At 57.9% G+C, this 14,354-nt stretch carries 15 protein-coding genes and 1 pseudogene; 5 read left to right on the forward strand and 11 right to left on the reverse strand.

Translation table 11 applies throughout. The features are described from left to right. Positions 1 to 142: 142 nt before the first annotated feature. The 5 genes and pseudogenes from AEAC466_RS35525 to AEAC466_RS35545 form a co-directional block, all read right to left on the reverse strand. A pseudogene (locus AEAC466_RS35525) lies at positions 143 to 655 on the reverse strand (transposase); the annotation flags it as partial. A 633-nt stretch (positions 656 to 1,288) separates the two neighbouring features. Then, positions 1,289 to 3,850: a toll/interleukin-1 receptor domain-containing protein gene (locus AEAC466_RS35530; protein ID WP_155913672.1), complete on the reverse strand. Its 2,562-nt coding sequence runs from the start codon at positions 3,848 to 3,850 to the stop codon at positions 1,289 to 1,291. A gap of 308 nt (positions 3,851 to 4,158) precedes the next feature. After that, on the reverse strand, positions 4,159 to 4,608 hold the full coding sequence (gene rpiB / locus AEAC466_RS35535) for a ribose 5-phosphate isomerase B (protein WP_023458636.1): 450 nt from the start codon (positions 4,606 to 4,608) through the stop codon (positions 4,159 to 4,161). A 152-nt stretch (positions 4,609 to 4,760) separates the two neighbouring features. After that, on the reverse strand, positions 4,761 to 5,642 hold the full coding sequence (locus AEAC466_RS35540; protein WP_023458637.1) for an MBL fold metallo-hydrolase: 882 nt from the start codon (positions 5,640 to 5,642) through the stop codon (positions 4,761 to 4,763). Between the two features lie 525 nt (positions 5,643 to 6,167). Then, a complete protein-coding gene (locus tag AEAC466_RS35545; protein ID WP_444826222.1) occupies positions 6,168 to 6,773 on the reverse strand; it encodes a DUF6968 family protein in 606 nt (201 codons plus the stop codon). A gap of 171 nt (positions 6,774 to 6,944) precedes the next feature. Here AEAC466_RS35545 and AEAC466_RS35550 point away from each other — a divergent pair, with 171 nt between their 5' ends. Next, entirely contained in the window at positions 6,945 to 7,652 is a 708-nt protein-coding gene (locus AEAC466_RS35550) for a hypothetical protein (RefSeq protein WP_023458639.1), read from the forward strand. Between the two features lie 12 nt (positions 7,653 to 7,664). Here the strand turns inward: AEAC466_RS35550 and arsC are convergent, their stop codons facing one another. The 3 genes from arsC to AEAC466_RS35565 are packed head-to-tail and all read right to left on the reverse strand — an operon-like array spanning position 7,665 to position 9,108. Then, complete coding sequence (arsC, locus tag AEAC466_RS35555) at positions 7,665 to 8,087, reverse strand: arsenate reductase (glutaredoxin) (RefSeq protein WP_023458640.1); 423 nt, start codon at positions 8,085 to 8,087, stop codon at positions 7,665 to 7,667. Then, positions 8,084 to 8,773, reverse strand: coding sequence for an aquaporin (locus AEAC466_RS35560; RefSeq protein ID WP_023458641.1), 690 nt, complete (start codon positions 8,771 to 8,773; stop codon positions 8,084 to 8,086). Before AEAC466_RS35560 ends, arsC begins: the two co-directional genes overlap by 4 nt. Continuing rightward, positions 8,773 to 9,108: an ArsR/SmtB family transcription factor gene (locus tag AEAC466_RS35565; protein ID WP_023458642.1), complete on the reverse strand. Its 336-nt coding sequence runs from the start codon at positions 9,106 to 9,108 to the stop codon at positions 8,773 to 8,775. Before AEAC466_RS35565 ends, AEAC466_RS35560 begins: the two co-directional genes overlap by 1 nt. Positions 9,109 to 9,187: 79 nt before the next feature. Here AEAC466_RS35565 and AEAC466_RS35570 point away from each other — a divergent pair, with 79 nt between their 5' ends. Both AEAC466_RS35570 and AEAC466_RS35575 read left to right on the forward strand, forming a co-directional pair. Continuing rightward, positions 9,188 to 9,469, forward strand: a complete 282-nt coding sequence (locus tag AEAC466_RS35570) for a metal/formaldehyde-sensitive transcriptional repressor (RefSeq protein ID WP_023458643.1) — start codon at positions 9,188 to 9,190, stop codon at positions 9,467 to 9,469. A gap of 3 nt (positions 9,470 to 9,472) precedes the next feature. After that, on the forward strand, positions 9,473 to 10,333 hold the full coding sequence (locus tag AEAC466_RS35575; RefSeq protein WP_023458644.1) for a nickel/cobalt efflux transporter: 861 nt from the start codon (positions 9,473 to 9,475) through the stop codon (positions 10,331 to 10,333). A gap of 22 nt (positions 10,334 to 10,355) precedes the next feature. Here AEAC466_RS35575 and AEAC466_RS43780 read toward each other — a convergent pair whose 3' ends face one another. Further along, positions 10,356 to 10,793, reverse strand: a complete 438-nt coding sequence (locus AEAC466_RS43780; protein WP_023458645.1) for a hypothetical protein — start codon at positions 10,791 to 10,793, stop codon at positions 10,356 to 10,358. A gap of 1 nt (position 10,794) precedes the next feature. After that, a complete protein-coding gene (locus tag AEAC466_RS35585; RefSeq protein WP_023458646.1) occupies positions 10,795 to 11,211 on the reverse strand; it encodes a GreA/GreB family elongation factor in 417 nt (138 codons plus the stop codon). A 381-nt stretch (positions 11,212 to 11,592) separates the two neighbouring features. Between AEAC466_RS35585 and AEAC466_RS43785 the strand changes: the two genes are divergently transcribed. Beyond that, positions 11,593 to 12,174 carry an EF-hand domain-containing protein gene (locus AEAC466_RS43785; RefSeq protein WP_023458647.1) on the forward strand — a complete coding sequence of 194 codons (582 nt, stop codon included), beginning with the start codon at positions 11,593 to 11,595 and terminating at the stop codon, positions 12,172 to 12,174. Positions 12,175 to 12,386: 212 nt separating this feature from the next. Here AEAC466_RS43785 and AEAC466_RS35590 read toward each other — a convergent pair whose 3' ends face one another. Further along, the gene (locus AEAC466_RS35590) at positions 12,387 to 13,259 is read right to left on the reverse strand and encodes a hypothetical protein (protein WP_155913676.1); all 873 of its coding nucleotides are present in this window, start codon (positions 13,257 to 13,259) and stop codon (positions 12,387 to 12,389) included. Positions 13,260 to 13,529: 270 nt separating this feature from the next. Between AEAC466_RS35590 and AEAC466_RS35595 the strand changes: the two genes are divergently transcribed. Continuing rightward, on the forward strand, positions 13,530 to 14,294 hold the full coding sequence (locus tag AEAC466_RS35595) for a response regulator (RefSeq protein ID WP_023458649.1): 765 nt from the start codon (positions 13,530 to 13,532) through the stop codon (positions 14,292 to 14,294). Positions 14,295 to 14,354: the final 60 nt, after the last annotated feature.

A 14,354-nucleotide genomic window follows, 5' to 3' on the forward strand; every position in this document is an offset into this window, starting at 1 on the left:
ATTGTTGATATGAACGGTGCGCCCCACTATTTTTCGTCAATCTTCGATAAAGCTGTTGATGAATATTCTGAGATGTTTAGGGTTTACCCCATCGATGATGAGTTCCTCAATCTAGCGATGAGACAGTGGACCATCTTTAGAGATTGGGAGCGCCGGTTCCACACGGGTCCTGCTTCTCTTCCTGAGTATTGCGCTGCTTCGGCGCGGCCACGACCGTGGCGTCGATCAATTGCCCGGACATCGCAATATAACCAGCGTCCCGGATCATGGCGGCGAATTGCTTGAACAGGCCTTCAATCGCACCAACCTTCACCAGGCGTTCGCGGAACAACCAGATCGTCTTGGCGTCAGGCACTTTGTCACCGAGACTTAACCCCAGGAAGCGCATGAAAGACAGCCGGTCGTTGATAAGAAACTCAGTCCTATCATCGCCCAGATTGTTCTGGGTTTGGATGATCAGGATCTTGAACATCATAACGGCATCAAAAGGGGGACGTCCCCCCTTGGTGCCGTCACAATAGCGGACAGCCGTCTCCAACGCCGGGCGGAAATGCTCGAAATCCACAAGCCTGTCATAGGCCTCGAGCTGATCGCCAAGATCGCTCAACCGCTGTAGTCTGTCTTCAACGTCAAAAAATCCAGCCTGACCATTCATCGAAACCTCCGATGGAAACCATAGTCAGTGAATCACGATCTGCCCGCCTTGACGAGGGGTTTTTAGAGCCGTCCAGCTTGGAACAAACTTATAGAACAGCCATGGCGCATTATGTCGCTCGGCATAAGGGAATGGACAAAGGGGTACTAATCAGTGGAGGTTGGTATTACTGGCGTCTTGTGACGCGGACCCTAGTTGATAGGCTACTGATTGTAGGGCTTTCGTCTGCTATTGGGAATTTCGCGGGCCACAACGCGCAATGGCTGCTATGGGCGCAACTAAGACATCATTGCGAAGTTGAGCAGATCAGGATTGAGGTAGTCCCAAACGTAGCCAAGAGAAGAATAGGTCACGATCCGTGGGTTGTATAGCTCAGGTTCATCGAGGCTTGCAGCACGCGGTGAATACTTTCGGCGTGGCGTGGCGGGTCATCAGAACGGGCGAGCCGCACACCTTGCAAAAATGCCGTGCTTTCAAATTGCCGCTTTCGGCGCGCATGCCGTATCGCGCCGCCTCGCCTAGGGGCGGCCCCGGTTTCCATAGAAAGGCCATTAGTTGACATTTTCCCACCTTTCCTCCGGGCGTACTAATCGAGACCTGCTGGGGTGATCGGTGCAAACTCAATGTTGAGGATCAATACCCCTTGTATTGACTTGCCCAGAGGCGGACTGAGGCGTCCAAGTTGGTACGGTCCCCATTAATGCCTCGTGCTATGATCCGTCCTAGTGTATCAGAATCCGACACGCCGAACTGTTCGAGACTTTTGTGATGAACTGTTGCTTCCGTCCACCTTCTCGCTTTTATTGCAATCTCAATTTCTAACCGTAAGATCTCTGCGTCAAAATATCGGTGCCGATTTTTGCCAGTATGAGTTCGTGCTTTCGCAGCATCACGATCTTCGCGGGCCTCCTTTATCTTTCCAGATGCAAGATGTACTTTGGCGCGCATCAAATACGTAGCTGCGAGATCTGGCGATATGCGAACTGCATCATTAGCGGATTGCAGTGCCGCAGGATATCGACTTAAGGCAAGATCCTTTTCTGCGCTACGAAGCTGATAGAACGAATAATTGTTTCGGTCGGAAGCTCTTTCAAGGCGTTTGAGGACATCTAACATGCGGAAGTCATATTCCAAAGAATGCCGATCGAGCGTCGCCGCCAACGACCTCGCTAAAATATCCAGAATATACGCGGAATCCGACGCCACGATTAGAGCACTGTCAGCGTAATCAATCGCCTTTTCATAATCCCGCGTTAATAATGATAAAAGGGCAAGCTCTCGTAGCAGAGAGACGTCGTCACGTAGAGTTTCACGCGCACGATGGAATTCCGCCTCAGCAGCAGGAAAATCGCCGAGAAGTCTAAAATTGAAACCGCGAACAAAAGCTCCCGCCGCTTTCGAATAAACATCGTCTACGGCGTTGAGCTTTGCTACGGCGCTTTTTACGGTAGCGTCATCGCCCAAACGTGCCGCACTGAGTCCCAATGTTCGGCAAGCGTAGATGTAGGCCGCGTTTGTTAGTGATGCTTGGTAGCTAATTGCAGAATTGCTGTAATCAATGGCCTTCTCATACTGTCTTTTGTTGTAGGCGTGGCGTGCGAGATAGATATAATGTGAAGGCAAGATGAACTGGCTGCTCCAGTTCGTTGCAGTTGTCCCAGCCGTACCGGCCTCGATGCTGGCAATACTTGCGGCATCAATTATGTTGACGGGTATGACTCCGTCATCCTTATATTCGGCTAGAAGAGTCGCAAACTTGATCGCAATAGCGCCCGTCCTTTCTGAGCCCAAGTCAAAGCGCCGGTCCCGACCGGCAGCTTCGACTAGCGGCGCCGATATACTGTATATTCCATGTTCTTCGACAATAACGTGTTTGTCCAATAACTCGTTGCAAACTTCAGCGGCGTCTTCGAACTTATCAAAAAGCGCTGGAATGAATTCGGCTGGAACGTTGAAATAGTGGTTCAACACCGAGACAAAAAACTTGCCGTTTTCTGAGAGCTCAATGCTGTCAAGCAATTTTCGAGAACGATCCCTGCTGACTTCGTAGATGTCATCAAGATTGCCGAGTGCGATCGCTGGCGGATATAACTTGCACTTCTCAAGAATAAAATCGTAATTTTGAACATGACCGCGGCCCAACTCTACAATTTGTCCTATTTGATTGGCGGTCAGTGAAATATGGCGAGTGCGCGACTTTTGGACAATATATTGTCGTGCAGCTTCAGCGTTCATCGGATTAAGGTCAAAGAACGCGATATTCGGAAATGCGGACCTAGCTCTGGCCACCGGTTTCCGCGTTGTAACGAAAAAGACGCGGAGCGCACCTGACTTATTGGACGATTTAACCACCGCCGAGGCTATATTCGTGAGGCTACCGGAGTGATTGATAATACCCCCTCTATCTGAAAATATGACATATTGCTTCTGGGCAGCTAATGTTTCGAGAATACTGTAAAGGTTGCGTCCGCAAGATTCTGCATCATCCGACTTGAATTTCTGTCTCAGGTCCGAAATCGTCTCCGGTGAGATCAACTCGTTCACAGAGCCGTACAGATCGATGGCGATATCCGCACAAGATTGAAAGATGTGAAAGTCGACGACGCGGTTGGGTCGACTAAGCGATGGATAGAGGTTTCGCATCACCTGGTTTATTAAGGCGCGCCTACCCAGTAGCGCCAGACCTGAAACCGAAATACCCGTGATCTCTTTGTCAGGGTCAAGAACAAGGCCTTTTATCTGCGCTAATTCAGCATCCCTGCCGACAAAGTCATCTTCATCTTGGCGATCAATAGCGCTTAACTCTAAGAGGTGACGCTGGATAGCTTGTGCAATGGTGGATGGTTTGGTTAACGTTAAGAATGCAGCGAACTCACGCAGGTTTTCCGGGATATCAGAAATTCCCCCACCATCCGTCGTGAAGACTAGTATTCGTTTGAGACGATCATCCTTTATCCTTTGCCGCGCTTCACGAATTTCATTTTGCACCCAACGGGAGCCAATTGCCTTTGATGTAGCAAAAAGTGCGAAAATTTGGCAACGTTCAAATGCACGGACGATTACTTCCCAATTAGGAAGGCCGCCCTCAAACGTTGCTGCATCATATTCAGCAAACCGTTCTCCAACAATTTTGTATACGGCTTCAACCAGCGGCTTGTCAGCTGAACTGTGCGAAAGAAAAACCTTACCTATCACCGTTCCCCCCGGCTAATTTGTCAATTTACACTTGCAGTTAGGGCATATTAACACTCAACCTGCAATAGGCTTCTTTGCCGATTCATTGGCAGCCTGCCGTAGGTCGAATATGCCTCTGATGCGATTGTAGCTCTGAACGATTCCCCCCAAGGGCGCCGACATGGGCCCAATTACTTAATTCATCCTAGCGGAATATTAACTCGCTGATGTCCGGTCTCGGGCGTCGAATGGTGAATCGTGAATGTCCGGAACGGGCGTGAAGGCGACTATCTTATCTCAGAAATGTAGGCGGGTTGAATGGCGCCCAGCTAAAGCTCGGCGGCTTTGATCATGTCCACGCGGCGGGCGTGACGGCCGCCTTCGAAATCGGCATTCAGGAAGGCATCGACGATATCGAGGGCCAGGGCTTCGCCGACGACGCGCGCGCCGAGAGACAGCATATTGGCGTCGTTATGTTGGCGGATCATGCGGGCGGAGAAGGTATCCGAGCACACACCGCAGCGGATGCCCTTGACCTTATTGGCTGCCATCATGATGCCTTGCCCGGTGCCGCACAGGATAATGCCAAACCGGAATTCGCCGGACGCCACACGTTGGGCGGCGGCGATGCCGTGTTCGGGGTAGTCGGTGCTATCGGGCGAGGTCGGGCCGATATCGACGACCTCCCAGCCGCGCGCCTTGATGTGGCTGGCGATCGACTGCCTCAGCGCAATGGCAGAGTGGTCGCTTGACAGGACTATGCGGTCGGTAGCGGTCATCGCGATGTTTTCCGTAGGGAGTAAAGGTGCCCCACCACCCCGCCCTACGGGCGCGGGTCCCATGGCGTGTCGGACGCTGTACGTCCGCCTACGCCAAACCCCACCGTAGGTGGGGAGGTACAGGGAGTAGGCGGGGAGGTGGGCGGCTTGTTTTACTTCGCGGACAGGGACGGCTTCCAGGCGTAGTGGTCGCCGGATTTCACCACCGTGCCGACGCCGGGATAGGGGAAGTGCGGCGAGAACAGGCGTTCCTGGCTGGCGGCCCATTTGGCCAGCATGGCTTCGCGGGTGTCGCGGCCGACCGCTTCGTCGGTGTCGTAGCCTTGTAGCCATTGCGGCTCGGCCAGGGAGATGATCGAACTATGGGCCGTGTCGCCGATATCGAGCAGGCGGTCCTTGCCCGATACGATTTCATAGCCGACGTGGCCGGGGGTGTGACCCTTGATCGCCATGGCGGTGATGCCGGGGGCGACGATGTCACCGGGTTCAAAGGTTTTGACGTGGCTGGAGATGGCGGCGACCAGCTTGGTCTGTTCCGGCTTGGCTTGCAGCCACGCCCATTCGGCACTCGACATACGGATCATGGCGTTGGGGAAGGCCAGCTTGCCGTCCGATGTCACCAGCCCGCCGATATGGTCCGGGTGGGCGTGGGTGATCAGGATGTCGGTGACGGCGTCGGGGGTAAAGCCGCCCTTGAGCAGGCTGCCTTGCAAGGCGCCGCCGACGCCGGTGTCGATCAGGACGACCTGGGCGCCGGTCTTGACCAGCAGGGCATCGACGCTAAGCGTGATCTTGTCGGTCGGGGCGCCGGCGGCCTTCAGCACCTTGGCGACGGCTTCGGGCCCGACATCGGCGCCAAACACCTTGCCATCATTGGGCGGGGTGAATTGGGCATCGTGCAGGGAGACGGCATCGAGCGTGCCGATCTTAAACGCTTTCGCGGCGGGTTCGGGCGCGGCGGGATCGGCGGCCAGGGCCGCGGTGGCGTGCGCCAGAACCAGGAATGAGCAGGCGGCGAGGGTGTGTTTCAGCATGAGATAGCCCCTATGAGACGAGTCGGCGCGAACTGGCGCGGCGGCAAGATGGCGCATGTTTCGTAAAACAACGATATGGAGCTGTGCGCAGAGTCGCGCAAGGGCAGACGCTGCCGGAATCGGCAATGAGAGGGTCGGTAAAAGGAGAGAAGGGGCGGGCGCGCAGGAGGGGGGGCGCGCCCGCCGGCGCGGCTTCATTATTGGGGGGATGAAGCCGCGCAAACCGTGGCCAGGGACATATCCATTTCCCGGCGAACATGTTGGGCCGATTCGCCCGCAGGCATACATATATAGCACATATTACTTAAGTATCCAAAAAGGACTGTATGTAAATTAGCTTTATGAAGCGTGAACTGAACCAAAATATTCATCTGCGCAGCAATTTTTTGCCGTCGGCGGCAATTGATGCGATCTGTAGATACTGCATAAATGCCATAATTTGCCTCGGATGTGGGCGTGAAACTGGTATATTGTATGTATTTAAGTAATACTTATATGAAGTGGGGGTGATGAAGTGCGGTATGACTATAGTGGCGACTGTTCGGGTCCCGTCTGTGCCGGCGGCTTGCCTTCGCGGGAATGGCCGCAGGCTTCATCATAAAAGGCGCGCGTTTCTTCAAGGTAGGCGATAATACGCCTCAGCCGCTTACCCGCTTTGCCGGGCTGCGTTTCCATATCCTGTTTAAGCGCCGCCAGATGCGCCGTGAGGCTGTCGAGGCTTTGGACGGCGCAAGCGACGTAGGGAACGGGGTGGCCGGGCATCCGGACAACGGCGATGTTTCCTGCCGGTGTCATTAGTTTTGCTTGGCCGAACGCCCCGGTCGTTGGATCTTCCCCGGCGAAATAGGGCAGGCCAAGATCACGACCGCCGAGATAGGTCAGTCGCCCGGTAAGATAGGCGTCGGAATTATAGAGGCGGGCAGCGATGGCGGTAAGGGTCAGGTTGAGCGCCTGAAGACCGTCCGAACCATGGCAGCGATTGACTGTGCTGCCTTCCAGTCCATCTATTTGATACGCGCAGACATAGGCGCCTTTGGGAGCAATCTCGACGGGGCGCCACACATGTATGTCAACCGGGTCATTCCCCGCCCATTCGAAGCGGCGTGTCAGAATCAGATCGGCGGTGGTCATGTCGGTCACGGCGGTGTTCCCCCATTGCGCCGATAGTGTGCGTAATCGCGGGGTATGTCTAGCGGCGGTAGTGTTGCTAATCCCAAGGTTGCGTTTGAGATGTGGTTCGTGTCATGTTTACACGTGTTATGCACGGGGCATCGGCCGCGTCGTTTTGTGTCGGAGGGGGCAATGGCAGATCTTAATCGGCGTCTGATGGTGGCTGGACTGATCGCCTCGGGGGGCGCAGGCGCGGCCGGGTGTGCGGCGGCGGCGGCGAAAGATGGGCCGCTCAAAATCGGCCGGGCCTTTCCTTTGCTGGCGTCCTATTACGATCTGGCGGTCGCGAAGAGGTCCCATTTTAAAATGGGATACACTCTGAGCAAAAAAGGCGTTTCCATAGACAAGATCGCTGTGTCTCTGGTCGAAAAGGGGAAGGAAACACAGCTTCATGTCGACAGCATGGGCTTTGTGAGCCCGTTGCCCGGGCCCGAGCAATTGCGTGGCGAGGCGACGGTGGTCTTCACCGGGCCGAGCGGGGTGGCTTACCGTATGAGTCCGGTTTTCATGCCCGTTTTGCCCCCGTCAATAACGGTCGATGCGAAAAATCTGAGCCTGGCGATCGCGCAGGTCAATGCCTGGCTGCACAAGCTGACCGGGCCTATGGCGCCGATGGTTCCGCAGATCACGTGTCTGTTTATAGCGGGACCTTCGTCCGCGCAGGTCCGGTTGGCCAGCGGCGAGGTAAAGTCGTTGCCGGCGGGGCTCGACAAGATGAAGATGCCGGGGGTTGGGCCGGGACGGGTACTTTTTGACGCTGGCCGTTGGCCCACTGCGCAGAGTTTGAGTTTTGATACTGTGCCCGCCTTCTGGGCCATTGGACCGCTCGTGAAGAAATAGCCGGCCGGTGGCTCAGCCGACGCGGTGGCCGGTGGCGTCGATCATCAGGCTGCCGTCTTCCTTGGTGAAGGGGCCGGTGGGCCAGCGGTCGAGCAGGTCGAGTACGGTTTCGGACGGGCGGCACAGGCGGGTGCCTTTTCCGGTGACGACGATGGGGCGGTTGACCAGGACGGGATGCTGCAACATGGCCTCGATCAGTGCATCGTCGCTGACGCCCGGTTCGAGCAGGCCCAGCTCACGCGCCGGGGACTTGGTTTCGCGCAAAGCCTCACATGGGGTCAGGCCCGCCGCCGCCAGCAGGGCCAGCAGAGGTTCGCGTTGCCAGCCGGTTTGCAGGTAGTTGATGACGGTGGGGGTGTAGCCGGCGGCTTCGATGACGGCCAGGACGTTGCGCGACGTGCCGCAATCGGGATTATGATATATGGTGACGGTCATGAGGGCAGGCTTTCCTGAGTGGGCGGTTGCAGCAGCCAGTGGCAGACGGCCAGGGCCGCGAGGGCGCCGGCGATCTGGGCCAGGATGAACAGCGGCGCATCCTGGGGGCGGATACCGGCGAAGGTGTCGCTCAGGCTGCGCGCCAGGGTGACGGCGGGATTGGCAAAAGAGGTCGAGGCGGTGAACCAGTAGGCGGCGGTGATGTACAGCCCAACCATCACGGCCACCGCATCGGCGCGCGCCTGACGGACGGCCAGTATGGTCAGGATCAGGCCGAAGGTGGCGACGCCTTCCGACAGCCACTGGGCCGGGCCGGTGCGGACCTTATGTGAGGCTTGCGCGATATCGAGGCCGAACATGGCGTGGGCCAGCCAGACGCCCAGCACCGCGCCTGCGATTTGAACGCCCGTATAGGCCAGGCCGGTCCGGGGCGCGATTTCGCCCTTAAGGGTGAAGATTAGCGACACCACCGGATTGAAATGGGCGCCCGACATCGGGCCGAAGGCGGTGATCAGCACCACCAGCATGGCGCCGGTGGCCAGGGTATTGCCCAGCAGCGCGATGGCGACGTTACCGCCCGCCAGGTGCTCAGCCATGATGCCGGAGCCCACCACCGTGGCCAGCAACAGGGCCGTTCCGATCAGTTCGGCGGACAGTTGGCGAGCGAAGGGTGTGGGCGTGGCCATTAACAGCACGCCCGGTTGAGGCGGTCGAATACCGGCTGGCACAGATCGGGACGGCCGCCGCAGCAATCGTCCATGAGGAACAAGATCAGGTTTTGAAGGGCGTCGAAGCGGGCGACATAGCGGATGGTGCGGCCATCGCGATGGCTGTCGATCAGGCCCGCCTGGGTCAGGATTTTCAGATTGGCCGACATGGTGTTCTGTTTGACGCCCAGTCGGTCGGACACGTCGCCCGCGGCAATGCCCTCCGGTCCGGCCTGAATCAGCAGGCGCAGGGCGTCGAGCCGGGTTTCCTGGCTGAGGGCATCGAAGGCGGCGAGGGCGTCTTTTTTATCCATATATCATGATTAGTCGATTCATTTGTTAGGTGCAAGCCGATCGTTGACATAAGATAGGGGGGTATCCTATATTTATCGCATGTCACATGCCGATCGTGAAAAAGAAAAGATGCTGGCGCGGGTACGGCGCATCCGGGGCCAGGTCGAGGCCATAGAGCGCGCCTTTGAGGCCGAGGCCGAGAGCGAAAAGATCATGCACCTGATCGCCGGGGTGCGCGGGTCCGTGTCCGGATTGATGGGGGAGGTGGTCGAACACCATATCCGCTACCATCTGGTCGACGGCGAGAAATTCCCCGGCGCGCTCGATGCCGACGCCCAGGAAGCCCTGGTCGAGATCATCCATACCTATGTCAAGAAGTAGGCCGTGACCGATTTCGCGCACCTGCTTCAGCAAGGGGCGGCCAATGCGTGGCTGTTCATTCCGTCCGCCATCCTTTTAGGGGCGCTGCACGGGCTTGAGCCCGGCCATTCCAAGACGATGATGGCGGCCTTTATCGTCGCCGTGCGCGGCACGGTGGGGCAGGCGGTGTTGCTGGGGCTGTCGGCGACGGTGTCGCATACGCTGATTGTGTGGTTGATCGCGCTGGGCGGGCTGTGGCTGGGTCAGAGGTGGGACGCCAATGTCGCCGAGCCCTATTTTCAGGTGGCGTCGGCGGTGGTGATGCTGGGGGTTGCGTTGTGGATGATCTGGCGCACCTGGTCCTACCGGCAGGGCGGCGATCAGGGTCATGATCATGGGCATCACCATCACGATCATGACCATGACCATGACCACGGGCACGACCATGATGATCACGGGCACGATCACCACCATGACCACCATGATCATGACCACGATCCCGCCTATGCGGACGCCCACGAGCAGGCCCATGCCGAGGACATTACGCGCCATTTCGCCGGGCAAACCGTGACGACGCCTCAGATCATCATATTCGGCCTGACCGGCGGGCTGATCCCGTGTCCGGCGTCGATCACCGTGCTTTTGCTATGCCTGCAACTGAAGCGGATCGCGCTGGGGGCGACCTTGGTCTTGTGTTTCAGCATCGGGCTGGCCCTGACCATGGTGGCGTCGGGGGTGTTGGCGGCCATGAGCGTGCGTCACATCTCAAAGCGGTTCAAGGGGTTTGGACGCGTGGCCAATGCCGCGCCGTACCTGTCGGGCGCATTGATTTCGCTGGTGGCGTTCTATGTCGGCTGGAGCGGTTTGCAAGGTATTTTGAAGTAGGACCTTCGCTACCCGTCATTGCCTAACCATCATTTGCGGCGCGACCGCAAGCGGGTTGCGGGATATGGCGTTCGGCTTCGGGTTGGTACAGGACGTCCATCAGTCTTAGCCGTTCGATTCGTCCGCCATGGCTGACGGCCGCGCTCTGGCCCGCCTTCAGACCGAGCAAGGCGAGACCGCGCAGGGCGGCGACCGAGATGCAGCGCCCATCGGGCACATAGTCCTGAGGCAGGACCAGGGTCCGTTCGTGGACATGCAGGCCATCGATTTCAAAGGCCAGACGGGTATCCAAGGTCACAATGTCGGCAGGCATGGTGTCGGGGCTGACGATGCGGACCTGGGACAGCTTGCGCGCCAGGGCCCGGGCCAGGGCGTCATCCTGATCCGCGCCAGTGCGGACCAGATGTTCGAGCGCGTGGTGATCGCGCGGCGTAAGCAGGAGCGGGGCGGGCGTATGCATGTCATTCCCCCCGCGCTGTCGTCAGGACGGTCAGGGTTTGGCGGCCACCACCGGGCGTGACGAAGGCGATGGGCTTTGCGGGCGCCAGACCGATCAGGGCGGCGCCGACCGGGGTGAGGACCGAAATGCGGCCTTCGGTAATGTCGGCGTCTTCCGGGCGAACCAGTTGCACGCGCCGCGCCGCGCCGTCCCCGGTCTGGAATTCAACCCAGTCGTACAGGCGCACGCGGTCATGGGGCAGGGCGTCATCAGGCACGCGGCGGGCGCGGTCCAGTTCGGTCAGCAACTGGTCGGCGGCGTCGGCCAAGGGACCGCCGACGCCTTCAGCCAGGGCGGTCAGTGTGGCGAAATCGCTGTCGCCGATGACGATATCGGGCGGGCGGGTAGTTTTCGGTTTTTGAGCTTGGATCGGGGACATGGCAGGGACTCGCGCACGGGCCGGAGCGGGCGCGAAACGCGCCCGGCGGCGAAAGGATGTTTGGGGTGATGTGCGCCGGACTGGCGATGGCCGGGTTCCGGAAGGGTTTCAGCGTATCGCGCCATCCCGAAATCCGGAAGGCGCGCGGCCGGACTTCGGGCTATGATCCCGTGACGGGATTTCCCTTGAGCCAGTTCACGAGTGTCAGACGTGCGCGAATATCCATGGCGCGCAGTCTAATGCCGGTGACGGGTGTGTCAAGGGCGGGGCCTGTCGGGGGTGTGAACGCACTCCGTATCGAATGCTGATGTTCGCCGGTCTATGGTTCGTCCGCGCCGGGCCTTTTTCGCCGGACCGCATTACCCAACCACAGGATATGTCATGAAAACGACGCTCGTAACCCTATGCGTGCTCGGCGTTTGCGCCGCCGCGCCCGCCCTTGCCCAGACGACCGGAAGTGCGGCGCAGTCTGACGCGCATATGACTGGGGCTCCCGTGGTTGGCGCTCCTATGGTTGGCGCACCCAAGCCTGATATGCCCAAGATGGCGACACCCATGACGGGTATGCCGATGACGGGCGGCGGGGCGATGGTCGAGGCCAATATGAAGATGATGGACACCAATGGCGACGGTATGGTCAGCATGGATGAGCGCGCCGCCGCCGCCAAATCGATGTTCACTGCTGCCGACACCAATGCGGATGGACAATTGTCCGCAAACGAAATGACCGTCGCTGCGACCGCCGACCATGCGGCCACCGGCATGACGGTTGATCCGGCCCGGATCAAGATAATGGTGTCCCACAAGATGGCGCAGGCCGACACCAATAAGGATGGCCTGATCAGCATGGCTGAGGCGGAGGCCGCGTCGAAGGCCATGTTCATGGCGGCCGACGCCAATGCGGACGGGATGTTGTCGCGCCCGGAAATGATGGCCGGCATGAGTATGCATATGTCGAAATAGCCGCTTTGAAGCCTGAGACTGCAAGCCTGAGACGGTATGCGTTCTCAGGCGGCGGTCAGGGCATGAGGAACGACGTGCCTGGTCGCAAATGGTTTGTCGAGTTGCGGTGAAGCGAGGCGTATGCCGACGGACGCTCGGCACTCACGCCTAGAATGGCAGCTTTATTCCGAAAGCCAATATGGTGCCGGCTTTCGCCAACTAAATATCTTATCTCATACGATCAGGCTTACACTCTTGCCTGCTTTGCTGTTGGCAAGGTTGCTTGTCTTATCTGCCGTGCTGGGTTTTTCCACTTTGTCCTGGCCGGATTGGGAGGGGCTAGTTGATGCGCTGTCCTTTGCCGCCGTAAGCAGCGACAAGGCGACGTCGGCTGCACTCACGGTATTGGGCTCGCTGGTCAGAGTGGTTAGCGCCTGTTTAGCCGAATTGGCTGTGTTTGTCGTCTCGTCTTTGCCCGAGACCAGAGCGTTAACAGCATCTTTTGAAAGCGAAACCGTGTCTCCACTCACAGAAGGCGCGTCGGTAAGACCGAAGCGTTGGGCCACCATTTGTATGGTAATGGTTTGAGTCGTTTTCTTCCCGCTGTTTTCGTCATAGTTCGAAGCAAATTGTGCCATGCCGGCTTTCCAGTCCTCGACGGTATTATATTCCGCATCCCCCATTAGGGAGACAAACAACAACTTCTGGTCGTCGGACGAAAAGGTATTAATGGCATTCAGACTGTTGGCGGGGCCGCCCGTTCCAGAGGCAGCTCTAGCTGAGTACTGATTGCTGACCTTATCAATGCGCTTTGCGATATCAGAATTATGGTATGCATCGATAGCACTTTTTAGATCGTCCGGGTTGCCGGCTTTGTAGAGCTTCGCGCCATTGCAGATTAGGTCCGTCAAACGACGGTACGCATCAACTTGATCATCAAGAGAGGCTTTTGAACCTGAGGCAAGGGCAGAAACGGCGCTGGCTACCCGGTCAGAATAGATTGTCTTTGCGGGCGATGCCACAGGAGCCGAAGGCTGAACGGGGGGAGTGGGTGTTACTACCGCACTCGGTGAAATTGAGGCGGTTGCAAACGTTACGCTATCCATGCTTCGATTCCTTCGTCAAAGCGCATTTTGCGCCAGGCATAAGTAGGGTCAAATATGAATGCGACCCTACCAATTTGCCTTTAATTGAAAGCTAACGTTGCGCTTCGCTGAAACGTCGTACCGGTAGGTTGAGTGGGCTTTGCTTTTGGTCCAGTTGCCGAAAGCTGCAATCCGCACGCGCATTTTGTATAACGACGATATTCTATGTTAACTCCGATGCGTTAGGCTGGTTTCAGTACCTATTGAATAGAGTTGTACGGGAATATTTTTATGGCGGACGGCCTGGCGTTAATTATCGAAGACAGTCACACCCAGTCACAGATCATCGGCAAGATGGTCCAGAGCGAGGATTGGACCTATGCGACGGCCAAAACGCTCGAAGAGGCGTTGAGCGTGCTGGTGCGCCAGCGGCCGTCGCTGGTCTTTGTCGATATCTTCCTGGGCGAGGAAAACACGCTTGGGCACCTTCAGGCGATCCGCGATCTAGCGCCGGAAGCCACGATTGCGGTGATGACGGCCGGCAGCCGCGAAGAGGCGATAGACGAGACCTTGCGCGCCGCGCGCCGCGCCAATGTCGATTACGTCCTGCGCAAGCCGTTCACGCCCAAGCAGCTTCGCGCCATCGTCCAGGCGGCCTATGACAATACGAGCGAAGGGCGCAAACGCAATCACGCCCTGGTGGTCGACGACAGCCCGGTGGTGTCACACCTGACCGCTCAGATATTGACCGATAACGGCTATCGCGTCAGCACGGCGAAATCGATGGAGGAGGCCCTGGCCAATCCCGATATCGCGCATCTCGATCTGCTGGTGTCGGACATCTTCATGCCCGGCATGGGGGGATTGGAAGGCATCAAGATCATTAAGGGCACGTGGCCCAAGGTGCGGGTGCTGGCCATGTCGGCGGGACTGGGCGAACGGGTGACGTCGGAACGGGCGACATCGGCCGCCGTGCGCGCCGGGGCAGATGCCGAAATCCGCAAGCCGTTTCAACCGCATGAACTGATGCATACGGTCATTGATCTGATGGCGTAGAGACTCTATGGCTTGGGAGATTATGGCCTGACGACCTGAGGGTGTCAGGCCTCGGTTACG

It is taken from the genome of Asticcacaulis sp. AC466, from assembly GCF_000495815.1.
Lineage (GTDB): Bacteria > Pseudomonadota > Alphaproteobacteria > Caulobacterales > Caulobacteraceae > Asticcacaulis.